27 protein-coding genes are annotated in these 26,341 nt (G+C 62.8%); 3 read left to right on the top strand and 24 right to left on the bottom strand.

Annotated features, from left to right (window positions below; all coding sequences use genetic code 11):
• From B0G75_RS30685 to B0G75_RS30710, 6 genes are all read right to left on the bottom strand, one after another.
• On the bottom strand, nucleotides 1-212 hold a 212-nt coding region (locus tag B0G75_RS30685), incomplete at its 3' end, for an acyl-CoA dehydrogenase N-terminal domain-containing protein (protein ID WP_181309388.1).
• A 102-nt stretch (nucleotides 213-314) separates the two neighbouring features.
• Nucleotides 315-1,250: an electron transfer flavoprotein subunit alpha/FixB family protein gene (locus B0G75_RS30690; RefSeq protein WP_106313792.1), complete on the bottom strand. Its 936-nt coding sequence runs from the start codon at nucleotides 1,248-1,250 to the stop codon at nucleotides 315-317.
• Nucleotides 1,251-1,264: 14 nt separating this feature from the next.
• Nucleotides 1,265-2,014: an electron transfer flavoprotein subunit beta/FixA family protein gene (locus B0G75_RS30695; RefSeq protein ID WP_106313793.1), complete on the bottom strand. Its 750-nt coding sequence runs from the start codon at nucleotides 2,012-2,014 to the stop codon at nucleotides 1,265-1,267.
• A 238-nt stretch (nucleotides 2,015-2,252) separates the two neighbouring features.
• A complete protein-coding gene (locus B0G75_RS30700) occupies nucleotides 2,253-3,050 on the bottom strand; it encodes a MetQ/NlpA family ABC transporter substrate-binding protein (RefSeq protein ID WP_106313794.1) in 798 nt (265 codons plus the stop codon).
• A 34-nt stretch (nucleotides 3,051-3,084) separates the two neighbouring features.
• The gene (locus tag B0G75_RS30705; RefSeq protein WP_106313795.1) at nucleotides 3,085-3,738 is read right to left on the bottom strand and encodes a methionine ABC transporter permease; all 654 of its coding nucleotides are present in this window, start codon (nucleotides 3,736-3,738) and stop codon (nucleotides 3,085-3,087) included.
• On the bottom strand, nucleotides 3,728-4,762 hold the full coding sequence (locus B0G75_RS30710) for a methionine ABC transporter ATP-binding protein (protein ID WP_012433961.1): 1,035 nt from the start codon (nucleotides 4,760-4,762) through the stop codon (nucleotides 3,728-3,730). Before B0G75_RS30710 ends, B0G75_RS30705 begins: the two co-directional genes overlap by 11 nt.
• A gap of 240 nt (nucleotides 4,763-5,002) precedes the next feature.
• On the opposite strand from B0G75_RS30710, the gene B0G75_RS30715 reads away from it, so the two are divergent.
• Nucleotides 5,003-5,914: an alpha/beta hydrolase gene (locus B0G75_RS30715; RefSeq protein WP_106313796.1), complete on the top strand. Its 912-nt coding sequence runs from the start codon at nucleotides 5,003-5,005 to the stop codon at nucleotides 5,912-5,914.
• An 18-nt stretch (nucleotides 5,915-5,932) separates the two neighbouring features.
• Here B0G75_RS30715 and B0G75_RS30720 read toward each other — a convergent pair whose 3' ends face one another.
• Both B0G75_RS30720 and B0G75_RS30725 read right to left on the bottom strand, forming a co-directional pair.
• Nucleotides 5,933-6,742, bottom strand: a complete 810-nt coding sequence (locus B0G75_RS30720) for an enoyl-CoA hydratase (protein ID WP_106313797.1) — start codon at nucleotides 6,740-6,742, stop codon at nucleotides 5,933-5,935.
• 122 nt (nucleotides 6,743-6,864) lie between these two features.
• Nucleotides 6,865-7,788 (bottom strand): histone deacetylase family protein, encoded by a 924-nt coding sequence (locus B0G75_RS30725; RefSeq protein WP_106313798.1) that lies wholly within the window; start codon nucleotides 7,786-7,788, stop codon nucleotides 6,865-6,867.
• A 294-nt stretch (nucleotides 7,789-8,082) separates the two neighbouring features.
• On the opposite strand from B0G75_RS30725, the gene mltB reads away from it, so the two are divergent.
• Nucleotides 8,083-9,231 (top strand): lytic murein transglycosylase B, encoded by a 1,149-nt coding sequence (gene mltB, locus B0G75_RS30730; protein WP_106313920.1) that lies wholly within the window; start codon nucleotides 8,083-8,085, stop codon nucleotides 9,229-9,231.
• A 103-nt stretch (nucleotides 9,232-9,334) separates the two neighbouring features.
• Here the strand turns inward: mltB and cysM are convergent, their stop codons facing one another.
• From cysM to serC, 15 genes are all read right to left on the bottom strand, one after another.
• Nucleotides 9,335-10,237 carry a cysteine synthase CysM gene (cysM, locus tag B0G75_RS30735; RefSeq protein ID WP_012433966.1) on the bottom strand — a complete coding sequence of 301 codons (903 nt, stop codon included), beginning with the start codon at nucleotides 10,235-10,237 and terminating at the stop codon, nucleotides 9,335-9,337.
• A gap of 274 nt (nucleotides 10,238-10,511) precedes the next feature.
• Nucleotides 10,512-10,877: a helix-hairpin-helix domain-containing protein gene (locus B0G75_RS30740; protein ID WP_106313799.1), complete on the bottom strand. Its 366-nt coding sequence runs from the start codon at nucleotides 10,875-10,877 to the stop codon at nucleotides 10,512-10,514.
• A 77-nt stretch (nucleotides 10,878-10,954) separates the two neighbouring features.
• Nucleotides 10,955-11,947 (bottom strand): ADP-glyceromanno-heptose 6-epimerase, encoded by a 993-nt coding sequence (rfaD, locus tag B0G75_RS30745; protein WP_106283259.1) that lies wholly within the window; start codon nucleotides 11,945-11,947, stop codon nucleotides 10,955-10,957.
• Between the two features lie 145 nt (nucleotides 11,948-12,092).
• Nucleotides 12,093-13,100, bottom strand: coding sequence for a D-glycero-beta-D-manno-heptose-7-phosphate kinase (gene rfaE1, locus B0G75_RS30750; RefSeq protein WP_106313800.1), 1,008 nt, complete (start codon nucleotides 13,098-13,100; stop codon nucleotides 12,093-12,095).
• Entirely contained in the window at nucleotides 13,066-14,469 is a 1,404-nt protein-coding gene (locus B0G75_RS30755; protein ID WP_106313801.1) for a UDP-glucose/GDP-mannose dehydrogenase family protein, read from the bottom strand. The genes rfaE1 and B0G75_RS30755 overlap by 35 nt, the downstream gene beginning before the upstream one ends.
• A gap of 150 nt (nucleotides 14,470-14,619) precedes the next feature.
• Nucleotides 14,620-15,795 (bottom strand): lipopolysaccharide assembly protein LapB, encoded by a 1,176-nt coding sequence (lapB, locus tag B0G75_RS30760; protein ID WP_106313802.1) that lies wholly within the window; start codon nucleotides 15,793-15,795, stop codon nucleotides 14,620-14,622.
• A 68-nt stretch (nucleotides 15,796-15,863) separates the two neighbouring features.
• Nucleotides 15,864-16,157, bottom strand: a complete 294-nt coding sequence (locus B0G75_RS30765) for a lipopolysaccharide assembly LapA domain-containing protein (RefSeq protein ID WP_012433972.1) — start codon at nucleotides 16,155-16,157, stop codon at nucleotides 15,864-15,866.
• 491 nt (nucleotides 16,158-16,648) lie between these two features.
• Nucleotides 16,649-16,972: an integration host factor subunit beta gene (locus B0G75_RS30770; RefSeq protein WP_012433973.1), complete on the bottom strand. Its 324-nt coding sequence runs from the start codon at nucleotides 16,970-16,972 to the stop codon at nucleotides 16,649-16,651.
• A 21-nt stretch (nucleotides 16,973-16,993) separates the two neighbouring features.
• Nucleotides 16,994-18,727, bottom strand: coding sequence for a 30S ribosomal protein S1 (gene rpsA / locus B0G75_RS30775; protein ID WP_012433974.1), 1,734 nt, complete (start codon nucleotides 18,725-18,727; stop codon nucleotides 16,994-16,996).
• 164 nt (nucleotides 18,728-18,891) lie between these two features.
• Nucleotides 18,892-19,578: a (d)CMP kinase gene (gene cmk / locus B0G75_RS30780; protein WP_106313803.1), complete on the bottom strand. Its 687-nt coding sequence runs from the start codon at nucleotides 19,576-19,578 to the stop codon at nucleotides 18,892-18,894.
• Between the two features lie 35 nt (nucleotides 19,579-19,613).
• Nucleotides 19,614-20,918, bottom strand: a complete 1,305-nt coding sequence (aroA, locus tag B0G75_RS30785; protein WP_106313804.1) for a 3-phosphoshikimate 1-carboxyvinyltransferase — start codon at nucleotides 20,916-20,918, stop codon at nucleotides 19,614-19,616.
• Between the two features lie 19 nt (nucleotides 20,919-20,937).
• The gene (locus tag B0G75_RS30790; RefSeq protein ID WP_106313805.1) at nucleotides 20,938-21,879 is read right to left on the bottom strand and encodes a prephenate dehydrogenase/arogenate dehydrogenase family protein; all 942 of its coding nucleotides are present in this window, start codon (nucleotides 21,877-21,879) and stop codon (nucleotides 20,938-20,940) included.
• Between the two features lie 51 nt (nucleotides 21,880-21,930).
• Nucleotides 21,931-23,043, bottom strand: coding sequence for a histidinol-phosphate transaminase (gene hisC / locus B0G75_RS30795; RefSeq protein WP_106313806.1), 1,113 nt, complete (start codon nucleotides 23,041-23,043; stop codon nucleotides 21,931-21,933).
• A 78-nt stretch (nucleotides 23,044-23,121) separates the two neighbouring features.
• On the bottom strand, nucleotides 23,122-24,204 hold the full coding sequence (gene pheA, locus B0G75_RS30800) for a prephenate dehydratase (RefSeq protein WP_012433979.1): 1,083 nt from the start codon (nucleotides 24,202-24,204) through the stop codon (nucleotides 23,122-23,124).
• A 69-nt stretch (nucleotides 24,205-24,273) separates the two neighbouring features.
• Nucleotides 24,274-25,356, bottom strand: coding sequence for a 3-phosphoserine/phosphohydroxythreonine transaminase (serC, locus tag B0G75_RS30805; protein WP_106313807.1), 1,083 nt, complete (start codon nucleotides 25,354-25,356; stop codon nucleotides 24,274-24,276).
• Between the two features lies 1 nt (nucleotide 25,357).
• On the opposite strand from serC, the gene B0G75_RS30810 reads away from it, so the two are divergent.
• Complete coding sequence (locus B0G75_RS30810; protein WP_106313808.1) at nucleotides 25,358-25,651, top strand: hypothetical protein; 294 nt, start codon at nucleotides 25,358-25,360, stop codon at nucleotides 25,649-25,651.
• Nucleotide 25,652: 1 nt separating this feature from the next.
• On the opposite strand, the gene B0G75_RS30815 is transcribed toward B0G75_RS30810, so the two are convergent.
• The gene (locus B0G75_RS30815) at nucleotides 25,653-26,255 is read right to left on the bottom strand and encodes a DUF2059 domain-containing protein (protein WP_106313809.1); all 603 of its coding nucleotides are present in this window, start codon (nucleotides 26,253-26,255) and stop codon (nucleotides 25,653-25,655) included.
• Nucleotides 26,256-26,341: the final 86 nt, after the last annotated feature.

The raw sequence follows: 26,341 nt of genomic DNA on the forward strand, positions 1-26,341 counted from the left end.
ACCACGCCGTCTTTCCAGCTGCTCGGATTGCGATCGCCTTCGACATTCAGCGGCGCCAGCACGCCACCGCACAGTTTCGCCGACTCTTCGAGCACCGCCTGCGCGGTCTCGAGGTTCGCGTCTTCGAAGCCCGGCAAGGTCGCGATGTCTTCGAGACCGGCCAGTTCTTTCATGACGAACAGCATGTCCTTGATGGGCGCCGTATAGCTCATTTCAGTTCTCCCCCGCTTCGAATATAAAAAAAGGACGCTGGACTTGATCGGTCCCGCGCCCTTCCTGTGCTGCCAGACGCCTTTTATGCGGCGCTACGGCGCTTAGCCGAGTTCACTGACGAGTTCGGGCACGAGCGTGAACAGATCGCCCACCAGACCGTAATCGGCGACGCTGAAGATCGGCGCTTCTTCGTCTTTGTTGATCGCGACGATCACCTTGCTGTCTTTCATGCCGGCCAGATGCTGGATCGCACCCGAGATGCCGACTGCGATGTACAACTGCGGCGCGACGATCTTGCCGGTTTGTCCCACCTGATAGTCGTTCGGCACGAAGCCCGCGTCGACCGCGGCACGCGATGCGCCCAACGCGGCGTTCAGCTTGTCTGCCAGCGGTTCGAGTACCTTGGTGTAGTTCTCGCCGTTGCCCAGACCGCGGCCGCCCGAGACGATCACCTTCGCCGACGTCAGTTCCGGACGATCCAGCTTCGTCACTTCACGGCTCACGAACGACGAGATGCCGCTGTCCGCTGCCGCTTCGATTTTCTCCACCGATGCGCTGCCGCCTTCGGCTGCGACTGCATCGAAACCGGTCGTGCGAACCGTGATGACCTTGATCGGGTCAGCCGATTGCACAGTTGCGATTGCGTTGCCGGCGTAGATCGGACGTTCAAAAGTATCAGCCGAATCCACTGCCGTGATGTCGCTGATCTGCGCGACGTCGAGTTTTGCAGCGATACGCGGCGTGATGTTCTTGCCGTAGGCCGTTGCCGGCGCGAGGATGTGCGTGTAGTCCTTCGCGACGTTCAGCACCGTTGCCTCGACGTTTTCCGCAAGGCCCGCTTCGAGTTGCGGTGCGTCGGCCAGCAGGACCTTCGACACGCCTGCAATCTTCGCTGCCGCATCCGCCGCGGCTTGTGCGTTGTGGCCCGCCACCAGCACGTGAACGTCGCCACCAATCTTCTGTGCGGCGGCAATCGTGTTCAGCGTCGCGGCCTTGATCGACGCGTTGTCGTGTTCTGCAATTACCAGATTCGTCATTTGCTCTGTCTCCCTCACAGCACCTTGGCTTCGGTCTTCAGCTTCTCGACCAGCGTCTTCACATCCGGCACCTTCACACCGGCGGAGCGCTTGGGCGGCTCGACAACCTTCAGCGTCTTAAGGCGCGGCGTGACATCGACGCCGAGGTCTTCCGGCTTGAGGACTTCCAGCGGCTTCTTCTTCGCCTTCATGATGTTCGGCAGCGTGACGTAGCGCGGCTCGTTCAGGCGCAGGTCGGTCGTGACGACAGCAGGCAGCTTTAAAGACAGCGTCTCAGCGCCGCCATCGACTTCACGCGAAACGGTTGCCTTGCCGTCCGCGACGACAACCTTGGATGCAAACGTCGCTTGCGGCAAACCGGCCAGCGCAGCGAGCATCTGGCCAGTCTGGTTCGAATCGTCGTCGATAGCCTGCTTGCCGAGAATGACCAAACCAGGCTGCTCCTTGTCGACCAGCGCCTTCAGCAGCTTGGCCACGGCCAGCGGCTGCAGTTCCTGCGAAGACTCGATCAGGATCGCGCGATCCGCACCAATGGCCAGCGCCGTGCGCAGCGTTTCCTGCGACTGCGTGACACCCGCCGACACAGCGATCACTTCCGTCGCCACGCCCGCTTCCTTCAGACGCACCGCTTCTTCAACCGCGATCTCATCGAACGGATTCATCGACATCTTCACGTTCGCAACGTCGACGCCCGTGCCGTCCGACTTGACTCGAACTTTCACGTTGTAATCGACCACTCTTTTGACTGGCACCAGGATTTTCATGCACACGCTCCAAAGTTACGAATACGTCAACCCAACGAACATTATAACGACTGCCCTCACGGCAGCCCGGTCGCGGGTGCTTTAGCAGGAGGATATCGCTCCTCAGCGGCGTGACGGCAATATCGAACGATCGTTCTATTTTAAACTCGAAAAAACCCGGGAGACAACCCCGGGTTAAGACTTACGACTCTAAACTTTCCATTGCCGTCGTATCTTGCTTGCTTTGCAGGCCGCCCGCTTACCACGCGGTGACGACCGACCCGCCGAATTTGCTTTCCACGAACTGCTTCACTTCCGGCGAATGATACGCCGCGACCAGCTTGGCGACCCACGGCTTATTTTTATCTGCCTCGCGGATTGCGATGATGTTCACGTAAGGACCTTTCGGGTCTTCGATCGCGATGGCGTCCTGCTTGGGCTTCAGACCTGCTTCCATCGCGAAGTTCGTGTTGATCGCAGCCGCGTCCACGTCGTTCAGAGAGCGCGGAATCTGCGCGGCGTCGAGTTCGACGATCTTCAGCTTCTTCGGGTTGTCGACGATATCGAGCGGCGTCGCCTTCAGGCCCGCGTCGGCACGCAGTTTCAGCAGACCCTGCTTTTGCAGCAACAGCAGCGCGCGGCCGCCGTTGGTCGGATCGTTCGGCACCGCGATCTTCCCGCCGGGTTGCAGTTCGGCGAGCGTCTTCACTTTCTTCGAATAGATGCCCATCGGGTACGTGACCGTATCCGCGACACGGATCAGCTTGTACCCGCGGTCCTTCACCTGCGCTTGCAGATACGGGTCGTGCTGGTAGCTGTTCGCGTCCAGATCGCCGCCGGCGAGCGCGGCGTTCGGTTGCACGTAGTCGGAGAATTCGACGATCTTGATGTTCAGACCGTTCTTGGCCGCGACCGTCTTCACGACTTCCATGATCTGCGCGTGCGGACCGCCGGTGACGCCGACCTTGATCGTGTCTTCAGCGTAAGCCGCGTTGGCGGCGATGAGCGATGCGGCGCCGAGCGCGGCAGCCAGCTTGAGAATGAAACGACGTTGCATGATGGACCCTTCCAAACCTATCGACTTTGTTGTTTTACTTATGGCTCAAACGACGCACGAGCCAATCCCCGAACGACTGCACCAACTGCACGAAGACGATCAGAATCACCACGACCGTCAACATCACTTCCGGCAGGAAACGCTGATACCCGTAGCGAATGCCGAGATCGCCGAGCCCGCCGCCGCCGATCGCGCCCGCCATCGCCGAATAGCCGACCAGCGACACGAAGGTGATCGTCAAGCCGGCGACCACGCCCGGCAGCGACTCCGGCAACAACACCTTGAAGACGATCTGGCTGGTAGTCGCGCCCATCGCCTGGGCCGCTTCGATCAGACCGCGATCCACTTCGCGCAACGCGGTCTCGACCAGACGCGCGATGAAGGGCGCGGCGGCGATCGTCAGCGGCACGACGGCGGCCGCCGTGCCGATCGAGGAACCGACCACCAGACGCGTAAACGGAATCACGGCCACCAGCAGAATGATGAACGGCGTCGAACGCACCGCATTGACGATCACGCCCATCACGCGATTGACGGCGATGTTCTGCAGCACGCCCTGGCGATCCGTCAGATACAGCACCACGCCGAGCGGCAAGCCAACCAAAGCGCCGACCAGTCCGGAAATGCCCACCATGACGAGCGTTTCCCAGAACGACTGGACGAACATATCGAACATTTCACTCAACATACGACAACTCCTCCACCACCACGCCCTGTTCACGCAGATACGTCAGCGCCTGCGCCACCTTCGCCGGTTCGCCGCCCGCGAGCACCGCGAGCGAGCCGAACGCCTGCCCCTGGATCTCGTCGATCTGGCCGTGCAGGATGTTGAAGTCGAGTTCGTAGCGGCGAATCGTTTCGGAGAGAATCGGTTGATCGACGCCTGAGCCGGTGAAGGCGAGGCGCAGCAAGTGGCCGCTGCCGGTCTTCAGCCGCTCGGCGACGCGCGCCTTCATGGCGGGCGGCAATTCCTGCGCGATCACGTCGCCGATCAAAGCGCGCGTGACTTCGTGATGCGGCTGCAGGAACACGTCGATGACCTTGCCTTCTTCGACCACACGGCCCGCATCCAGCACGGCGACGCGATCGCAGACCTGCTTGATCACGTCCATCTGGTGCGTGATCAGCACGATGGTCAGGTTCAGTTCGCGATTGATGCGCTTGAGCAAGTCGAGAATCGCGCGCGTGGTTTCGGGATCGAGCGCGGAGGTCGCTTCGTCGGAGAGCAGCACTTTCGGCTTGCTTGCCAAAGCGCGCGCGATGCCGACCCGCTGCTTCTGTCCGCCGCTGATCTGCGCCGGATACCGATCTTTCTGCGCTGAAAGACCGACCAGTTCGAGCAGCGGCAGCACGTTCGCTTCGATCTCGTCGCGCTTCATGCCGGCGAGTTCGAGCGGCAGCGCGACGTTCTCGTACACCGTGCGCGACGACAGCAGATTAAAGTGCTGGAAGATCATGCCGATCTCGCGGCGCGCCTCGCGCAATTGCGCGGCGGGCAGCGTCGTCAGATCGCGGCCGTTGACGACGATATTGCCTTCGCTCGGGCGCGTCAGCAGGTTGAGGGTGCGCACGAGCGTACTCTTGCCCGCACCGCTGCGGCCGATGATGCCGAACACCTCGCCCGCCGGAATCGACAGATTGACGTTGTGCAGTGCCTCGACCCAGCCCCGGGGCCCGGCGAACCGCTGGGAGATATTGCGTATTTCGATCATGGAAAAACGAAACGGCGGAGTCTGTCAGCGAGCGTTGTGTGCTCCCGACAAGCGGCCGCCGTTGCTTTTATTGGGATTTGAGCCCGCAATTCTACCGCAGCGTCGTCATTCTCTTTAATAATCAATTACGATCTTTTCATAACCTGAAAGCATTAGAGGCTCGCTCCGTGTGGCGCACTCGCGCGTGCACGGTCGCTGCGACTATGATCGGCGGAACAAAAACGGGAGAGGCGCGCAGGCATGGAGACATCTCAAAGCAGCAACGTACGGTCCGTCGCGGGCAACAGCGGCGGCAACACCGCCGGCGAACCGCAGCGCGGCTCGGTTACGACCGCCGACGGCGTCGACTTGCCGCTATACCGCTGGCCGGCGACCACGCCAATGCGGGCCACCGTCGCACTGCTGCACGGCCTCGCCGAGCACGCCGGCCGCTACGCGGCATTGGCTGCGCGGCTAAACGCGGCCGGCATCGAACTGGTGGCGATCGATCTGCGCGGCCACGGCCACGCGCCCGGCAAGCGCTCCTACGTGAAACGCTTCGACGACTATCTGCTCGACGCGCAAGCCTTGCTCGACGCCGCCGCGCAAAGTTGCGCCCCGCTCTTCCTGATGGGCCACAGCATGGGCGGCGCCGTGGCCGCGCTGTATGCGATCGAGCGCCTCGACGCGAGCGGCCGGCGTCTGAACGGCCTGATCCTGTCGAGCCCGGCGCTTGCACCCGGCCGCGACGTGCCGCGCTGGATGCTCAAACTGAGCCAAGTGATCAGCCGTCTCTACCCGAGCTTCCCGGCGATGAAAATCGACGCCGCCTTGCTCTCGCGCCTTCAGCCCGTGGTGAACGCCAATCGCAACGATCCGCTCGTGCATCACGGCGCGATTCCCGCGCGCACCGGCGCGGAACTGCTGCTGGCAATGGCGCGCATCGAACGCGGCCGCGCGGGTTTGCGTGTCCCGCTACTGGTTTATCACGGCACCGCCGACAAGCTCACCGAACCCGAAGGCAGCCGCGAATTCGGCCAGAACGCGGGCTCGCCGGACAAAACGCTCACCCTGCACGAAGGCAGCTATCACGAGACGATGAACGACCTCGACCGCGATCGCGTGATCGGGGCGTTGATCGACTGGATTGAAAGACGGCTGGTGATCCGATAGAGCCTGAGCGACGCGCGGTTAGCCCGCGTCGCGTTTCCAGTCAGGCGGCCGTTTGTCGATGAAAGCCTGCACGCCTTCAAGCGCTGACTCATCCATCATGTTGCAGGCCATGGTCTGACCCGCGAGTTGGTAAGCCGCCTCGATACCCATCTCCAGCTGACGATAGAAGAGGCCTTTGCCGGCGCTCACGGCTTCGACGGGCTTCGCGCAAATACTGGTGGCGAGCCGCGCGATTTCCGCATCGAGTGCATCCGCTGGGACAACGCGGTTGACTAGACCTTGCTGCTTCGCTGCGGCGGCATCGATGAAATCGCCGGTGAGCAGCATTTCAAGCGCCGCCTTGCGCGACAGGTTGCGCGACAGCGGCACGGAAGGCGTTGCGCAGAAGAGCCCAAGGTTCACGCCCGACACCGCAAACCGCGCCGTGTCGGCGGCGACCGCCAGATCGCACATCGCGACGAGCTGACAGCCGGCCGCCGTCGCAATGCCCTGCACCCGCGCGACCACCGGTTGCGGCAAACGCTGGATCGTCATCATGAGTTTTGTGCAGCGGGCGAACAGCGCCTGGTAGTAAGCGAGCGACGGCGCCGCGCGCATTTCCTTCAGATCGTGTCCCGCGCAGAATGCTCGGCCCGCGCCGGCGATCACGACCACGCGAGCATCCGACCGGCCGATTTCGCTCAATGCGGTCTGTAGCTCGTCGAGCAAAGCTTCTGAGAGCGCGTTGAAGGCGTCGGGCCGGTTCATCGTCACACGCACGACGCCCGGCACGCCGTACGCGCCGTGTTCGATCTCGACCAGTGAAGCATTGCCCGCATCGGCATTCATGGCTCGGTCCTAATGCGTTTTGAGTGGATGGCGCCGCGCGACTTAGCGACTCAGCGGCGTAGCGGCGTAGCGGCGTAGCGGCGTAGCGGCGTAGCGGCGTAGCGGCGTAGCGGCTTAGCGTCTCAGATCCCCGCCAACGAGCGCACGTGAGCGACTACGCTGCGCCCGAGCGCGGACAGGTTGTAGCCGCCTTCAAGACAGCTGACGATCCGTCCGTGCGCATAACGCTTGGCGATCTCGCGTATCTGATCGGTGATCCAGGCGTAATCGTCTTCGACGAGGCCCATGTTGCCGAGGTCGTCCTCGCGATGCGCGTCGAAGCCCGCCGAGATGAACAGCATCTCCGGCTTGAACTCATGCAGGCGCGGCAACCACAGCATGTCCACCGCTTCGCGCACCGCCATGCCTTTCGAGCGCGCCGGCATCGGCACGTTGCACATGTTGGGCGCCTGATTGTCGGCGCCGGTGAACGGGTAAAACGGATGCTGGAAGATGCTGCACATCAGCACGCGCGAGTCGCCCGAGAAAGCCGCTTCGGTGCCGTTGCCGTGATGCACGTCGAAATCAATAATGGCGACGCGCGCGAGCCCATGCACTTCGAGCGCATGACGCGCGGCGATCGCGACGTTGTTGAAGAAGCAGAAGCCCATGGCGCGCGCCGGCTCCGCGTGGTGGCCGGGCGGCCGCACGCTGCAGAAGGCGTTGTCGTAACGGCCTTCGATCACCGCATCGGTCGCGGCGACCGCGGCGCCGACCGCACGCAACGCGGCTTGCAACGTGTGCGGACACATCGTCGTGTCGGGATCGATTTCGGCGGTTCCTTCAGCCGGCGAGCGGCTGCGGATATAGTCGACGTGAGCTTGCGTATGCACGCGCAGCAGCGCGGCATCGTCGGCGAGCGGCGGCGACTCGCGCTCGATCAAGGAATCGATGCGGCTCGCGATCAACTGATCTTCGATTGCCTGCAGACGCGCGGGGCATTCGGGATGCCATTGCCCCATATCGTGCAGCAGACAGTCGGCGTGGGAATAGAAGCCTGTTGCCATGATTCTCTTTCTGCGGCGTCACGCCTTCGAAGCGCGCGCGGCATGTCTCCATCCAGGGGTGCGCGCCCTCGGCGCGCCAACATTCATCAAGTTACCACACGATGCGGCTGTGACGCGTCAGGCACAGTTTTGCGGAAGGCGTCGGGTATACTGCCCCGATCGGTTTTTCCCCGTCTTTCCCTTGTCTCCTGCGCCACGCGCCTTTAGCTCACTATGACCGTCAAGCTTGCTCTGTCTGCACGAAACCGGCTACGCACCAGAACCATGGCCGCCGCACTGTCCGTCGCATCGTGCATGTTCATGGCAACCAGTCCGGCGAGCGCGCAAAGCGCCGCCAAAAAACCGCCGGTGCTGCTCGCGCAAAGCCAGCCGCAACCCGCGGTGCCGCAGGGGCAAACGTTTGAAGAAGAGATCATCCCGCAGCGCTATGCGAACAATGCCGACGTCAACGCGTTCATCAACGACATGGTCGCGCGCTACGACTTCGACGAATCCACGCTGCACTCGCTCTTTGCCGGCGTGAGTTATTCGGCCACCGCGGTCAAGCTCGTGACGCCGTCGCCCTCGCCGTCGGTCAAGAACTGGCGCGTGTATCAGTCGCGCTTTCTCGACCAGGTCCGCATCAATGCCGGCGTGCGCTTCTGGCGCGCGAACCAGGCCACGCTGCAACGCGCCTATGAAGAGTTCGGCGTGCCGCCGGAAGTGATCGTCGGCATCATCGGCGTCGAGACGATCTATGGGCGCTTTATGGGCAACTTTCGCGTGCTCGATGCGCTGACCACGCTCAGCTTCGATTATCCGAGCACCGCCAATCGCGCGGATCGCCAGGCGACCTTCCGCAAGAACCTTGAAGACTACCTGGTGTGGACGCGCGACTCGCAGATCGATCCGACCACGGTGCTCGGGTCGTACACCGGCGCGATCGGCATTCCGCAGTTCCTGCCGAGCAGCATCGTGCAATACGCGGTGAGCTACGACGGCAACAAGCAGATCGACTTGCGCACGAGCCAGGCGGATGCAATCGGCAGCGTGGCGAATTATCTGCGTCAGAACGGCTGGGAAAACGGCCGGCCGGTGGTGTGGAAGATCGGCTCGGACGCCGGCAGCCTGGGTGTCGCGCAAGCGGCCGCCGACGGCCAGCCGGAGCCGCACTGGCCGCTCGATCAATTGCTGCGCGCCGGCTTGCTGCTGAACGAGCCGGGTGTGGATGTGGCGTCGGAAGCCGGCACGCCGGTGACGGTGGTGGACCTGCCCTCGCCGGGACGCGGCACCGAGTTCATGCTGGGCCTGAAAAACTTCTACGTGCTGACGCGCTACAACCGCAGTTTCTTTTATGCGCTGGCGGTGTATCAGTTAGGTCAGCGGGTCAAGGCGCAAATGGAAGCCGGCGATGCAACCAACGCCGTCAACAACGCGGCGCCGCCGGTTGCGGCCTCGCAATAGGCTGCCGTGCGGCGCCGGCGCCTCACAAGTCGATGAGATGAAAAAAAGCGCCGGTCTTGAACCGGCGCTTTTTCATTGGCGAGGGAGACTTTAAGCCACGCGCTTAGGCGGGAAACACGCCCGTCGACAGATAGCGGTCGCCGCGATCGCAGACGATGAATACGATCGTCGCGTTCTCGACCTGCCGTGCGATGCGCAGCGCCACTTCGCACGCGCCGCCCGACGAGATGCCCGCAAAAATCCCTTCCACCGACGCCATGCGACGCGCCATCGCTTCCGCGGCCGCCTGACTCACGTTCTCGACGCGGTCCACACGGCTGCGATCGAAAATCTTCGGCAGATAGGCTTCCGGCCATTTGCGGATGCCCGGAATGCGCGAACCTTCTTCAGGTTGTGCACCTATGATCTCGATAGCCTGATTCTGTTCTTTCAGATAACTGGACACGCCCATGATCGTGCCGGTCGTGCCCATAGACGACACGAAGTGGGTGATGCGCCCTTCCGTGTCGCGCCAGATTTCCGGGCCCGTGCCTTCGACGTGGGCGGCAGGATTGTCCGGGTTGGCAAACTGGTCGAGGATGATGCCCTTGCCTTCGCGCTGCATCTGCTCGGCCAGATCGCGTGCGTACTCCATACCGCCCGTGACCGGCGTGAGCACGATCTGCGCGCCATACGCGGCCATGCTCTGACGGCGTTCCACCGACAGGTCTTCCGGCATGATCAACACCATCTTGTAGCCACGGATCGCGGCCGCCATCGCGAGCGCAATGCCCGTGTTGCCGCTGGTCGACTCGATCAACGTGTCGCCGGGCTTGATGCGTCCGCGCGCTTCCGCTTTCTTGATCATCGACAACGCCGGGCGATCCTTCACCGAGCCCGCCGGGTTGTTGCCCTCGAGCTTTGCAAGAATCACGTTATTGCGGCTGCGGATCTCGTCGTCGGGAAGCCGGACGAGTTGTACGAGCGGCGTGTTGCCGATCGTGTCTTCAATCGTTTTGTAAGCCATATCGGTTCTGGTGCTGTCGATGCGCGGAGTCTTCGATCCATCGATTCTAAACCACCGTGCCCCCGGCTGCCGTGCGGCCCTTCTGCCCGCATGGATGCAGGCGCCCGTGTGCGAGCGCCCGCAACGCAAAAAGCCCGCGGCTGAGTACCGCGGGAGCCAGTCATTTGCATGACAGCTGAAGGAGCGTTACTGCCAACTCCGACCATGAAGGGAAAACGATGCGGACCGACCCGCGCACGGCTCATAAGGCCGCGCGCGCCCAGTCCGTGTCAGGCTATTTCTTCACTGCCACCGTGGCACCGTTTTTTGGCGTGGCGGCCGGAACGGCCGCGCCTTTGGTCTGTGCAGACGCCGCAGCCTGCGGGTTAGCAGCCGCGCCAGCCGGACCGACAGCGAGACCCTCCGCCTGCAGGCGCTCGACGGTATGCCCGCCCATGCCTTTGACGCGCTTGCCGAGGTCGGCCGGGTCCTTGAACGGACCATGCGCTGTACGCTCTTCGAGAATGGCTTTCGCTTTGGCAGGACCGATGCCCTTGATGCCGCGCAGCGCGTCCTCATTAGCCGTGTTGACGTCGACCGCCGCATAAGCGTGGCCAAAAGCGGCGAGCATGGCCGCGGTAACCAGAATTTTTCGAAACATATGGAATCTCCCTCGTACAACCGGTTGGCGACCATCACCAACCGGGAGATTCCAGTTTAAAGAGGGATCCGAATTATTTACACCTGGCCGAATAGCCAACGCACGTAACGGTCGACACCTTCCTGCACGCTCAGGAACGGCGCGTCGTAGCCGGCCGCGCGCAGCTTCGACTGATCCGCCTGTGTGAAGCACTGGTACTTGCCGCGCAACGCGTCGGGGAACGGAATGTATTCGATCAGCCCGCGCTGCACCTGATCCGCGAGCGAGAGCGCCGGTTCGTTGTTCAGCGAGCGCAGCGTGTTGACCACCGTGCTGGCGATGTCGTTGAATGGTTGCGCGCGGCCGCTGCCCAGATTGAAGATGCCCGACTTGTCCGGATTGTCGAAGAAGAACAGGTTGACCTTGACCACGTCTTCCACCGAGACGAAATCGCGCGTCTGCTCGCCTGCGGCGTAGCCGTTGTATTCGCCGAACAGCTTGACTTTGCCCTCGGCGCGGAACTGGTTGAAGTTGTGAAACGCCACCGACGCCATGCGCGCCTTATGCGTTTCGCGCGGCCCGTAGACGTTGAAGTAACGGAAGCCTGCGATCTGGCTCTTCGCCGTAGGCAGCACGCGGCGGATCACCTGATCGAACAGGAACTTCGAGTAGCCGTACACGTTCAACGGCTGCTCGACTTCGCGCTCTTCGACGAAGCGACTCGATCCGCCGTACGTTGCCGCCGAAGACGCGTACAGGAACTGGATGTTCTGCGCGAGGCAGACATCGAGCACGTCGCGGCTGTAGCGGAAATTGTTGTCCATCATGTAGCGGCCGTCGGTTTCCATCGTGTCCGAGCAGGCGCCTTCGTGGAAAATCGCGCGCACCTTGCCGAAGTCGCCGCGCTTGAAACGCTCGACGAACTCGGTCTTGTCGAGGTAGTCGTCGATCTCGCAGTCCACGAGGTTCTTGAACTTGTCCGCGCGCGTGAGATTGTCCACGGCGATGATGCGTTGTTCACCGCGCTCGTTGAGCGCCTTCACGAGATTGCTGCCGATGAAACCGGCCGCGCCGGTGACGATGAGGGTCATGATTGATGATCCTGCGGTAGTGAGCTTGGCATTGGATCGGAGTCAGCGCGTGCCGCCCGCTCCGATCGACAGGTTCAGTCGACGCCGCGCGGATCCCTTTTGCACGCCGTTCACAGAAGCACAGCGAGGGACCCGGCGGGCCGCATCAGTGAAAAAGTTCGTCGTAGTCGACGGTGGCGGTGCCGAGTTTGCCGACCACGATGCCGGCTGCGCGATTTGCGAGCCCGACCGCCTCGACCAGCGTGAGACCCGCGCCGAGCATGGCGGCGAGCGTGGCGATCACGGTGTCGCCCGCACCCGAGACATCATACACTTCGCGCGCAACCGCCGACGCGTGCAGGATGCCGTCGTCCGAGAAGAGCGTCATGCCCTCTTCCGAACGCGTCAGCAGCAGCGCCTTGAACTGCAGATCGGTGCGCAGCTTCGTCACGCGCGCGATCAGATCCTCCTCGGATTTCCACTGGCCGACCACTTCCCGCAACTCGGCGCGGTTCGGCGTGATCAGCGTCGCGCCGCGATAGCGTTCCCAGTCGTCGCCCTTCGGATCGACCAGCACCGGCTTGCCCGCCGCGTGCGCTTTCGCGATCATCTGCGTGACATGGGTCAGGCCGCCCTTCGCGTAGTCGGACATCAGAATCACGTCGTGCAAAGGCAGCAGTTCGTCGAACCGGGCGAGACCCGCGAGCAGCACTTCGTGCGCGGGCGAGTTTTCGAAGTCGACGCGCAGCAACTGTTGCTGCCGCGACAGCACACGCAGCTTGATCGTGGTGAGCAGCGCCGGATCGCGTTCCAGATGCGGCTTCACGCCGCTTTCGTCGAGCAGTTGCACGATGCGCTCGCCGGGTTCGTCGTGCCCGACCACGCACAACAAGCCGGCTTGCGCGCCGAGCGCAACCGCGTTGCGCGCAACGTTCGCCGCGCCGCCGAGGCGGTCTTCCTGACGCTGCACGTGCACGACCGGCACGGGCGCTTCCGGCGAGATGCGGTTTACGTCGCCAAACCAGTAGCGATCGAGCATCACGTCGCCCACCACCAGCACGCGCGCGGCGGCGAGCTGTTCGCGCGGGACCACCGTGAGTTGTGGCGCGGGCGTGCTTGGCGTGGCGCCGGGCACGGTCTCAGGCAACGGCCGGAAGTTCAGAGGGTTGGGCATAAGGGCGTCCAATCGAGTGGTAGTCGATGCCGAGCTCGGTCATCGCGTCCGGTTCATACAGGTTGCGGCCGTCGAAAATCAGCGGCGACTTCAGCACCGATTTCAGATGAACGAAATCCGGGCTCTTGAATTCTTTCCATTCGGTCACGATCACGAGGGCGTCCGCGCCGGTGAGCGTTTCGTCCTGCGTGGTCGTGAAGGTCAGACGCGCGAACTGATCCGGTGCGTCGTGCAGGTCCATGGCGAACACGCGGCGCGCCTCGGTCACCGCGACCGGATCGTACGCGCGCACCTGGGCGCCGCGCGCCAGCAATTCCGAAATCAGACGACGGCTCGGCGCCTCGCGCATGTCATCGGTGTTCGGCTTGAATGCGAGGCCCCACACGGCGAACGTGCGGCCGCTCAGATCGTCGCCGAGCTTGTCCGTGATCTTGTGCACCAGCACGTCTTTCTGCTTGTGATTCACTTCCTCGACCGCTTCGAGGATGCGCAGATTGTGGCCGCTTTCGCTGGCCGTGCGGATCAGCGCCTGCACGTCCTTCGGGAAGCACGAGCCGCCGTAGCCGCAGCCGGCGTACAGGAAGTGATAGCCGATCCGCGGATCCGAGCCGATCCCGCGGCGCACCGCTTCGATATCCGCGCCGACGCGGTCCGCCAGATTCGACATCTCGTTCATGAACGAGATGCGCGTGGCCAGCATGGCGTTGGCAGCATATTTCGTGAATTCGGCCGAGCGCACGTCCATGTACAGCGTGCGTTCGTGATTGCGGTTGAACGGCGCGTACAGACGCTTCATCAATTCGCGCGCGCGCATGCCGGGTTCGTCTTCGTCGATGCCGATCACGATGCGGTCGGGACGCATGAAGTCGTCGACCGCTGCGCCTTCCTTCAGGAACTCGGGGTTGGACACCACCGAGAAGCGATGCTGCGCGCTGGCGGCGAGCCCGCGTTTAGCCAGTTCTTCTTCGACCACCGTGCGCACGCGCTGCGCGGTGCCGACCGGCACCGTCGACTTATCGACGATCACCTTGAAACCGTTCATCGTGCGGCCGATGTTGCGGGCCGCTTCCAGCACGTATTGAAGATCGGCCGAGCCGTCTTCGTCCGGCGGCGTGCCCACGGCGATGAACTGCACGTCGCCGTGCGCGACGCTGGCTTCGACATCCGTGGAAAACGTGATGCGGCGCGCTGCGCGCGTGCGCGCGATCATTTCCTGCAGGCCCGGCTCGTGAATGGGCACGCCGCCGTTGTTGAGGATTTCGATCTTGCGCGGGTCGACGTCGAGACAGAAAACGTCGTGACCGATCTCGGCGAGACACGCGCCAGTGACGAGACCCACATAGCCCGTGCCGATAATGGTGATTTTCATACGCTTTCCGGTAGAGGGTTCCGGTGAGGATTCCCGGCGATGAAGCCGGTCATGAACATCTTGCGATTGGCGCCCGCACATGGGCACTTGCCCTGCTGCGCCCGGTGACGGCCAAGCCGCACGACCGGAGCCGGTGTGGCCGCCATAGCATCAGTTCGATGCGGTAATCGGCTCGACGCGGCGCGGCGCATAGGTTTCCCAACCGCTGCAACCCGGGCATTGCCAGTAGAAAAGCCGCGCCCTGAAGCCGCAATTCTGGCACGTATACCGTGGCAGATTTTTGGTGCGCTGGCGGATCAGCGTGCGCATCAGTTCGAGTTCGCTGCGCCGTGGTTCTTCCGCGACGGCTTCCTGCGCTTCGAGCAGCCGCGTCATGCCCGCCAGATTCGGCGACTTCTGCATTTGCGAACGTGCCAGCGCATGGGCGGCGTCAGGTCCGCGCAACGATGCGACGTGCTGATAGGCAACGTCGAGCAGGTCGTTGGTCGGATAGCGGTCCACCCACGTGGTGAGCAGATCGGCGCCATCTTGCGGGCGGCCGAGCGCCTCGTAGGCCTTCATCAGCTTTTCCGCGACCAGCGGCAGATAGGCCGGATTCTGCTCTTCCACCCGGCGCCATTGGGCGATGGCCGCTTCCTGCGCGCCACCGGCCGCGTCGACGTCGCCGAACAGGATCGTGGCGCGCACGTTGGTTGGGTTCGCCTTCAGCGCAAAGCCGAGCTGGCGGCGGGCTTCGTCCGGCTTCTTCTGTTGTAGCGCTTCCTGGGCAAGTTCGCAGTGGAACTGCGCAATTTCCTTATCGAGCGACTCGGCGCCCATCGTTTCCAGATGGCGGGCGGTATCGATCGACTTGACCCAGTCCTTCTCGATCTCGTAGATGGTGAGAAGCGCGCGTTGCGCGCCCAACGCGTAGTCGCCGGTTTCGAGCGAGCGGAACGTTTCTTCCGCGCGATCGAGCAGGCCCGCCTTCAGGAAGTCTTGCCCCAACTCGTAGAGTGCGTGATCACGCTCGCTAACCGGCAGGTCGGCGCGGCTCAACAGGTTCTGATGCACGCGAATTGCGCGATCCGTTTCACCGCGGCGCCGGAACAGATTGCCTAGCGCGAAGTGCAACTCGACCGTTTCCGGATCGAGCTTGACCACTTCGATGAACGCGTCGATTGCCTGGTCGGGTTGCTCGTTGAGCAGGAAGTTCAGGCCGCGAAAATACGAGCGCGGCAGGTTGGCGCTTTCGGACAGCAGCGTCTTGAGGTCGTAGCGCGCGGCCATCCAGCCGAACGCGAACGCGACGGGTATGACGAGCAGCCACCAGAAGTCTAGATCCATGCGATTAATGCAAATGTGCGGGAAAGCAAAAACGGAAAGCCGCGCTCAAGGCGCGCGGCGGAAGGCATTCAGATCAACGGCGGCATGGGCGGTTGTTCGACCACGACCGGGGTTTCACGCGCCACCCGCAACTCGCGCTTGAGCCGGCCATTTTCCATGCGCAAGCGCAGCATGGCCGGCATCGACGACACCAGCCCGGCCAGCAGCCCGACCACGAAGAACGCGAGGCCGATCAGGATCAACGGCGCCGACCATGCGTAGCCAGCGAGGAAATTCAGCGTAGCAGGTTGTGTATTGGCGAGCGCCAGCACCAGCAGCAGCACGAACACCAGTACACGGATCAGCCAGACGATAAATTTCATGAATAGGTCTCTTGACGGCAGTTGCGGGGTGACGCCGGCTTGATGACGCGTCGCGCCACGGTGTTGCCCGCGCCGAAGTGACCCGTATTGTAATTGAAGCCCTCGCGGCTGGGCAGGAAGTGGGGGATTCGGGGGTTGTGCGAGGTTGTCTTGTTTTGGGCGGGAGGGGGGCGCGATGTGGGCGGGTGCGGCGGTGGGTTAGCATTCGGCGGCTTTGCTTGCGGGCCGTGCTGGCGGACAGCGTTGATCTACTTGCATGCGGATCGTCGTGGCGGCGTGCTGCGGGCAACGCTTGCATGCGCCGACATGTGGGCGTGCTCGCACGCCACGCTTGCTGGCCACTCGTCGACCCCGGGCAAAACGCCGCGGCGCAAAACGCCAAACATATAGGCGAAAAAAAAGCGCCCGAAGGCGCTTTTTCTGGTCTTTTGCCGACTGGCTTTGGCCGCTGACGCTACCAATGCCACGCTGCAAACAGCACAGCGGAGCATTTACAGGTCGTCATCCGGCTCTTCGGCCTTCAACGGCTCACCCGCGCGACGATCTACCCGTTCGCGCAATTCCTTGCCAGGCTTGAAGTGCGGTACATACTTCTCAGGTACCAGCACCTTCTCGCCCGACTTCGGATTACGTCCGACGCGGGAGGGACGGCGGTTAAGGCCGAAGCTGCCGAAGCCGCGAATTTCGATGCGATGGCCGTTGGCAAGTGCCTCCGACATCGCATCAAGCATCGTCTTCACCGCGAAATCCGCATCTTTAAGGACAAGTTGCGGAAATCGCGCAGCCAGCTGGGCGACCAATTCCGATTTGGTCATACTGCAGCAGACCTCTCAGGCTTACTGGTTCTGGCCGTCGAGCTTGGCCTTCAACAGCGCGCCGAGGTTCGTCGTGCCGGTGGCAGCCGAGCTCGAGTCCGACGAAGCCAGGCCGCGGATCGCTTCCTGTTGCTCAGCCGAATCCTTGGCCTTGATCGACAGGTTGATGCCACGCGACTTGCGATCGATGTTGATGATCATCGCGTTGACCTTGTCGCCGTCCTTCAGCACGTTGCGAGCATCTTCCACGCGGTCTTGTGCGATTTCCGAAGCGCGCAGGTAGCCTTCGACTTCCGCCGACAGCTGAACCACAGCACCCTTCGCGTCCACCGTCTTGACCACGCCGTCGACGATCGACCCCTTGTCGTTCATCGCAACGAAGTTGCTGAACGGGTCGCCTTCGAGCTGCTTGATGCCCAGCGAAATGCGTTCCTTCTCGACGTCGATGCCGAGAACGATCGCTTCCACTTCGTCGCCCTTCTTGTACTTGCGAACCGCTTCTTCGCCCGTTTCCGACCACGACAGGTCCGACAGGTGAACCAGACCGTCGATGCCGCCCGGCAGACCGATGAAGACGCCGAAGTCGGTGATCGACTTGATCGCGCCTTGCAGCTTGTCGCCCTTCTTGAAGTTGCGGCTGAAGTCGTCCCACGGGTTCGGCTTGCATTGCTTCATGCCGAGGCTGATACGGCGGCGGTCTTCGTCGATTTCCAGAACCATGACTTCGACTTCGTCGCCCAGTTGCACAACCTTCGAGGGCGCAACGTTCTTGTTCGTCCAGTCCATTTCCGACACGTGAACCAGGCCTTCGATGCCCGATTCGACTTCGACGAATGCGCCGTAGTCGGTGATGTTGGTGACCTTACCGAACAGGCGCGTGCCCGACGGGTAACGGCGCGAAATGCCTTCCCACGGATCGTCGCCCAGTTGCTTGATGCCCAGCGAAACGCGGTTCTTTTCTTGATCGAACTTGAGGATCTTCGCGGTGACTTCCTGGCCAACCGACAGCACTTCGCTCGGGTGACGCACACGACGCCATGCGATGTCGGTGATGTGCAGCAGGCCGTCGATACCGCCGAGGTCCACGAACGCGCCGTAATCCGTGATGTTCTTCACCACGCCTTCCACGATCGCGCCTTCCTTCAGCGTTTCGAGCAGCTTTGCGCGCTCTTCGCCTTGGGTTGCTTCGATCACGGCACGGCGCGACAGCACGACGTTGTTACGCTTGCGGTCGAGCTTGATGACGCGGAATTCCAGCGTCTTGCCTTCGTACGGAGTCGTGTCCTTGACCGGACGCGTGTCAACCAGCGAACCCGGCAGGAACGCGCGGATGCCGTTGACCATGACGGTCATGCCGCCCTTGACCTTGCCCGTGATCGTGCCGGTCACGAGTTCGTTGTTGTCGAGAGCCTTTTCCAGCGACAGCCACGAAGCGAGGCGCTTCGCCTTGTCGCGCGACAGGATCGTGTCGCCATAGCCGTTTTCCAGCGCGTCGATCGCGACGGAAACGAAGTCGCCCGCCTGCACTTCTACCTCGCCCGCGTCGTTCAGGAACTCTTCGAGCGGGATGTAGGCTTCGGACTTGAGACCAGCGTTGACGACCACGAAGTTGTGGTCAACACGCACGACTTCGGCGGAGATCACTTCGCCGGCGCGCATGTCTTGCTTGGTCAGCGACTCTTCGAACAGAGCCGCAAAAGATTCGGTATTCGGGGTAGAGGTTTGCAGGTCGGACATAAAAATCAAAATTTGCATGGTTCTCGCGGTGCCAGGCTGGCCGGATGGTCAGCAACAACGGCCAAGAAAGCGAATGCCACGCGGGGTTAAAGGGTTAAAACAACGCTTTGCGACAATCGCAAAGCACCTACTGACAACGAACTTCTACTGCGTCCACACCTGAAGCACAACGCGTACTTTCATCAGGCATGCGGGACTAAAGCTTCATACCACTGCACCACTTGTTCGACCGCCTGGTCGACCGACAATGCGGAGGTATCAAGCAGCTTTGCATCCGCTGCGGGCTTGAGTGGCGCGGCGACGCGCTGACTGTCACGCTCATCGCGCTCACGCAAATCACGGAGCAAGTCATCTATGTTAGCAGAAAATCCTTTTTGGATCAATTGCTTATGCCGGCGCGCCGCGCGGGCCTCGACGCTGGCGGTCATGAACACCTTCAGCACGGCGTCCTGGAAGATCACCGTGCCCATGTCGCGGCCGTCGGCGACCAGCCCCGGTTCCTTGCGGAACGCCCGCTGACGCGCCACCAGCGCGGTGCGCACCGGTGCGTGCACGGCAATCGTCGAGGCGCGGCCGCCAACCTCCTCGGCGCGAATCTCGGCCGATACGTCGACGCCGTCGAGCTGCGCCAGTCCCTCGCGAAAGGTGATGTGCAGATCGTCGATCAGTTTTACAAGGGCGTCGACGTCGTCGCCCGGGATGTCGTAGCGCAAGCTGGCGAGCGCGGCGAGACGGTACAGCGCACCGCTATCCAGCAAGTGGAAGCCGAGGCTCGCGGCCACCAGCGCGGCCACGGTGCCTTTGCCGGAGGCACTCGGGCCGTCGATCGTAATGACGGGCGTCTGGTGAAAGGGACGGGTCGGTTTCATCGAAAAAGTCGCACGTCAGTCGATTCGGGGTCGAATCAGGGTTGGGCGAGCGCGGTGAAGCGCTCGAAATAATCGGGAAACGTCTTGCCGACGCACTTCGGGTCGTTGATCCGAACCGGCACGCCACCAAGGCTCACCAGCGAAAAGCACATAGCCATACGGTGATCGTCGTAGGTGTCGATAGCGGCGTTCGGAGTCAGTTTTTCAGGCGGTTCGATCACGAGGTAATCCTCGCCTTCCTGCACCTTGGCGCCGACCTTACGAAGCTCGGTCGCCATCGCGGCGAGCCGGTCGGTTTCCTTCACGCGCCAGCTGGCGATATTGCGCAGCGTGGTGGCGCCGTCCGCGAACAGAGCCGCGACGGCGATGGTCATCGCGGCATCGGGAATCAGGTTGCAGTCCATGTCGATCGGCTCGAGCTTGCCGCTGTCGTGGCCGACGCCGCGCACTTCGATCCAGTCGTCGCCCATCTGCAAGTTCGCGCCCATCTTGATGAGCGCATCGGCAAAGCCGACGTCGCCCTGGATACTGGCCCGGCCGACGCCTTCCACCCTCAGCGGCCCGCCGCCGAGCGCGCCGGCCGCGAGGAAATACGAAGCGGACGACGCGTCGCCCTCCACCATGATCGTGCCCGGCGACTGATACCGCTGCCCCGCCGGCACTACGAATTGATGCCAGCCATGGCGCTCGACCTTGATGCCGAAGCGCTCCATCAGCTTGATGGTGATCTCGATATACGGCTTCGAGATGAGTTCGCCGTCCACCTGCACGGTGCTTGCGCCGCTTTCGGTGCGCAAAAGCGGCAGCGTCATGAGCAGCGAGGTCAGGAACTGGCTCGACACGTCGCCGCGCACGGTGATCGGCGCGTCGGCGTTGATTTGCCCCGGGCGGATGCGCAGCGGCGGATAGCCTTCGTTCTCTTCGTAATCGATCCTGGCGCCGAGCTGGCGCAGGCCGTCGACCAGGTCGCCGATCGGCCGCTCGTGCATGCGCGGCACGCCGTGAATGCGGTAGTCGCCGCCGTTGACCGCCAGCGCCGCCGTCAACGGACGCACCGCCGTGCCGGCGTTGCCGAGAAACAGATCGGCCGTGCGCGCTGTGAATGCGCCGCGCGTGCCGGTCACGACGCAGGTATCGCCGTCGCGCTTCAGACGCACGCCGAGCTTTTCGAGCGCATCGAGCATCACGCGGGTGTCGTCGGAGTCGAGCAGATTCGTGATCGTCGTTTCGCCTTCGGCGAGCGCGGCGAGCAGCAGCACCCGGTTCGAAATGCTCTTCGAGCCAGGCAGACGAATCGTGCCGGACGCGCGGGAAAACGGTCCGAGATCGAGGAATTCCATGATTGAGTCCAGTTTCCGGTTATTTCGACGCGTCGCTATTCGCGACGCCGGCCGCGCGTTGTTCCTGCCATTCGGTGCGCGCCACGCGCGAGCGCGCGAACACGGCTTCGAGGGCAGCGCCGTCCGCGGCTTCGATGGCAGCGCGCAGACGCGCCAGCACCACCGTGTAGGCGTCGAGTTCGTCGAGCAGCGCGACGCGATTGGCGACGCACACGTCGCGCCACATTTCCGGGCTCGACGCGGCGATCCGCGTGAAGTCGCGGAAACCGCCGGCGGCGAACGAGAATTTCAGCGCGGCGTCGGGCGAATTGAGAATCTGCTCGACCAGCGCAAACGAGAGCACGTGCGGCAAGTGGCTGACCGACGCGAACACGCGGTCGTGCTGCTCGGGCGCCATGTCGCGCACGAGCGCGCCGGTAGCGCGCCACATCGCCGCGACGCGCTCCACGTCTGCCGGCGCATTCTCAGGCAGCGGGCACAACACCACGTTGCGGCCGACATACAGGTCGGGCAAGGCCGCTTCAACGCCGCTGGCCTCGCGGCCGGCGATCGGATGCCCCGGTACGAACTGGCCGATGCGCGTGCCGAGCGCGGCCCGAGCGGCGGCGACCACGTCGGACTTGGTGCTGCCGGCGTCGGTGACGATCGTCGCGGCATCGAGAAACGGCGCGATGCGTTCGAGCAGCGGCTGCGTCTGCGCGACGGGCGCGGCCAGCAGGACGAAGTCGGCGCCATTAAGCGCTTCACTGAGCGCGGCGGCGTCGTTCAGCGCCGCCGAACCGTCGATCACACCGAGTTCCAGCGCCCGCTCAGTCGATGCGGATGAACGTCCCACGCCGATCACCTTGCGCGCGCCATCGGCCTCGCCACGTTCGCGCAACGCGCGCGCAAGCGATCCGCCGATCAGGCCGACACCGAAAATTACCAGCTTGTTAAATGAAAACGCGGCCACGTCGGTCACAGATAAAGCGCGCCTTTCATGCCGACAAGGCGCGCGGGTCAAGGGTTACGCTTATGCGGCGGCGAGCGTCTTTTCGAGCGCCGCAATAAATGCTTCGTTTTCTTCCGGCAGGCCGATCGTGACGCGCAGCCACTGCGGCAAACCGTAGTTGCCGACCGGACGCACGATCACGCCTTGCTTCAGCAATCCGAGGTTAACGCGGTTGCCGGCCGCGTCGTCGTTGCCGACACGCACCAGCACGAAGTTGCCGTCCGACGGCACATACTCCAGGCCGAGCTTGTCGAACGCTTCAGTCAGTCGGCGATAGCCCTGCGCGTTCAGCGCGGCGCTCTTTTCCAGGAACGCCTTGTCGTTCAGCGCGGCGATCGCCGCGGCTTGCGCGAGCGTGTTCACGTTGAACGGCTGACGCACACGATTCAGCAAATCGGTCAGTTCAGGTTGCGCGATCGCGAAACCCACACGCAACCCGGCAAGACCGAAGGCCTTCGAGAACGTGCGCGACACCAGCAAATTCGGATAGCGACGCACCCACGCGATCGAGTCGTAGCGCTTCTCTTCCGGCAGGTATTCCGTGTATGCCTCGTCCAGCACGACGACCACGTGGCGCGGCACCTTGTCGAGAAACGCCTCGAGCTTCGGGCCTTCGATGAACGTGCCGGTCGGGTTGTTCGGATTCGCGACGAAAATCAGGCGTGTGTCGTCCGTAACGGCGGCGAGCATCGCGTCGAGGTCGTGACCATATTTAACGGCCGGCACGACGATCGCGCGTGCACCCAGGCCTTGCGTGGCCAGCGCGTAAACCGCGAACGAGTACTGTGCATAAACGATTGACTGGCCCTTTTCCACGAACGCGTGCGCAGCGATTTCGAGGATGTCGTTGCTGCCGTTGCCGAGTGTGACCCAGTCGGCCGGCACGCCGTAGCGCTCGCTCAGGGCCGCCTTCAACTCGAACGCATTCGCGTCCGGGTAGCGGCCAAGTTCGCTCGCGGCCTGCGCCATGGCGCGCTGCGCCGACTCCGGGATGCCGAGCGGATTTTCGTTCGACGCGAGTTTCACGATGGTCGCTTCGTCCAGACCGAACTCGCGGGCCACTTCCGAAATCGGTTTGCCTGCGATGTAAGGCGCAATCGCGCGCACGTAGGAAGGACCGAAAGACGCTGTCATGAGAATCTCCGAACGACTATGAGTAATTGAATGCGCGGCGGCCACCGCAAGATGCCACGCGCCGCCGCTTGAATTTCGTTACCGGGCGCGCGGATACGAGCCCAGAATCTTCAGGAACGCGGCCTTCTCGCCGAGTTCGGTGAGCGCGGCGGCGACCGCCGGATCGTCGCGATGGCCTTCGACGTCGATGTAGAAGTAGTACTCCCACGTGCCGACACGCGCGGGCCGCGATTCGAAGCGCGTCATGGACACGCTGTGACGCGCCAGCGGCTCCAGCAGCTTGACCATCGCGCCCGGTTCGTTCACGACCGACACGATCAGCGACGTCTGGTCATATCCGCTCGGGCCGGCCGGCTGCTTGCCGATCATCACGAAGCGCGTGCGGTTGTGCGGATCGTCCTGGATCAGTGCGTACGCCACTTGCAGACCGTAATGAGTAGCGGCGCGATCGCCGGCGATCGCCGCCACGGTCGGATCTTCCGCCGCCATGCGTGCCGCTTCGGCGTTGCTCGACACTGCCTGGCGCTCGAGATGCGGCGCGTTGGTCGACAGCCAGCGCTGGCACTGCGCAAGCGCCTGCGCATGCGCGCACACGCGCGTCACGCCGGTGAGCCCGCCGTTCAGCGTCAACAGATTGTGATGAATCGGCAAAGCCAGTTCGCCGCCGATCGTAAGTTGCGTTTGCAGCAGCAGATCGAGCGTGCGCGACACCGCGCCTTCGGTCGAATTCTCGACCGGCACGACGCCGAATTCCGCGGCGCCGGCTTCGACCGAACGGAACACTTCGTCGATCGACGGGCAGGGCAGGCCTTCGATCGACTGACCGAAGTACTCGTGCATCGCCTGTTCGCTATAAGTACCGACCGGCCCGAGATACGCGGCCTTGATGGTTTTCTCGAGCGCGCGGCTCGCGGCCATGATCTCGCGCCAGATCGCGCTGATATGCTCGCTCGCGAGTGGCCCTTCGCTCATGTCCTGCAAACGCGCGATCACTTGCTGTTCGCGCTCGGGCCGGAACACCGGCGCGTTGAAGTGCTTCTTGACCTCGCCCACTTCGAGCGCCACCGCGGCGCGCTGATTGAGAAGCGCGATCAATTGCGCGTCGAGCGCGTCGATGCGTTCGCGAAGGGGTTTGAGTCGGGTATTGAGTTCGTCGTCCATGCGTGAAAACGGCCCTGCCGGTAGCTGCCGCACAAATGCGTGCTGGAAAGGATGCGCGCGCCGCAATACTCAGGCGCTGCGCTGTTCGAATTCCTTCATGTATTCGACAAGCGCTTTGACGCCCTCGAGCGGGACAGCGTTATAAATCGACGCCCGCATGCCGCCGACGGACTTGTGGCCCTTTAGCTGCACCATTCCCCGCGCTTTCGCGCCGGCCAGGAAATCTTCGTTGCGCGACTCGTCGGCGAGGAAAAACGGGACGTTCATCCGCGAGCGCGAGCCACGCTCGACCTTGTTCAGATAGAAGCTGCTCGAGTCGATGGCGTCGTACAGCAGTTTCGACTTCTCGACATTACGCGCCTCCATCGCGGCAAGGCCGCCCTGCTTCTTCAACCACTTGAACACCAGCCCGGCGATGTAGATCGCATAAGTGGGCGGCGTGTTGTACATCGAATTGTTCTCGGCGACGGTCTTCCATTCGAACGCCGACGGGCAGATCGACTGCGCGCGATCCAGCATGTCTTCGCGCACGATCACCACCGTCACGCCGGCCATGCCGATGTTCTTCTGCGCGCCGCCAAACAGCACGCCATATTTGGCGATGTCCATGGGACGCGACAGGATGTGCGACGAGGCGTCGGCCACGAGCGGAATATCGCCGAGATCGGGAATCTCGAATGTCTCGACGCCGTGGATCGTCTCGTTCGTGCACAGATGCACGTAAGCCGGGTCGTCCGACAGTTGCCATTCGGAGCGGGCGGGTGCGCGCGTGAAACCGTCAGCCGTCTGACCGCTCGCCGCCAGATGCACGGTACCGTACTTCTGCGCTTCCTTGAACGACTTCTGCGACCAGGAACCCGTTACGACGAAATCCGCGCGCGGCTTCGCGCCCATCAGATTCATCGGCACGATTGCGTTCTCGCCGAGACCGCCGCCTTGCAGGAACAGAATGCGATGGCTCGCCGGCACCTCCAGCAGGTCGCGCAGATCGACGAGCGCTTCCTCGTGGATCGACATGAACTCTTTCCCGCGATGGCTCATTTCCATCACGCTCATGCCGCTGCCTTGCCAATCGAGCATTTCGTCGGCGGCTTGACGCAGCACTTCTTCGGGCATGGCCGCGGGGCCGGCGGAGAAATTAAAGACGCGCATCGTGAGATCCTGGAAGCAGGCGCAAAAAAAGGAAGAACGCGCAAAGATCGGCGAAGCTGGCAGCCGTGCAAACAACCGCGGTGACGCTGACAACGCAATTTTGCCGGCGCGATTTTCTGACGCGGATTCGGACCATTTCGCGCCGAAAAAAGAAAATGGCCGTCTGCGCGCGTGCGCAAACGGCCATTATCGCATTGTCACCGCCAAGCCGCCAAACCCGGCGCGCCATTCAGTCTATGAGGCGGACCTGCGGGGCGGCGGCTGGCGCGATGTCAGCGCAGCCTTTCGACCTTAGCTTACTTAGCCGGCTTGACCGAAGCGACTTCCTTGTCGGCCTGGTCACGCGTTGCCTTGATCGATTGCGGCATGTACTTTTGCATCAAGCCGTTCACGACGTCGCGACCAACCTGGTCTTGCACCTGGATGAACTTGCGGCCGGTCGGGCTCTTGTAGAACGTGGTCAGATCCTTGATTTCCGACGTGCTGTAGTACTTCGCGTAAGCGTCGTACTGAGCTTGCATGGCGTCCTGACGGAAATTGTCCGTTGCGAACACCTGGCCTGCGCCGTCAACCAGCTTCGGCACTGCGTTCTTTTGCAGCGTCGGCACGGAAGCCTGCTTCTGCTTGTCCGTCATCGTCTTGTTTTCGCTCAGCGCGTCCGACAGGATGGCCGGAACCAGCTGCTTGGCTTGCATCTGGGCGCTGTTGCCGATCGCGCCGACGAGCTTTTGCGCGTCGATTGCGTCCAACAGGTCCTTGATTGCAGCCTGCTTGGCCGGATCAACCGGTGCTGCGGCAGCAGCCGGAGCCGCCGGAGCCGGGCTCTGAAGTGCTTGAGCCATGGCAAAGGTCGGCACGAGGGCAGCCAGCAACATCAGTTGTTTGAATCGTTTTTGCATCATTACTCCCTAATAGAAATGAACTTGAGCAGCAAGCCGCGCGGGACACGTATCAGCCCGACACGCCATTATTCCCGGCGCAGCTT

This window comes from Paraburkholderia sp. BL18I3N2 (assembly GCF_003001875.1).
Classification (GTDB): Bacteria; Pseudomonadota; Gammaproteobacteria; order Burkholderiales; family Burkholderiaceae; genus Paraburkholderia; species Paraburkholderia phytofirmans.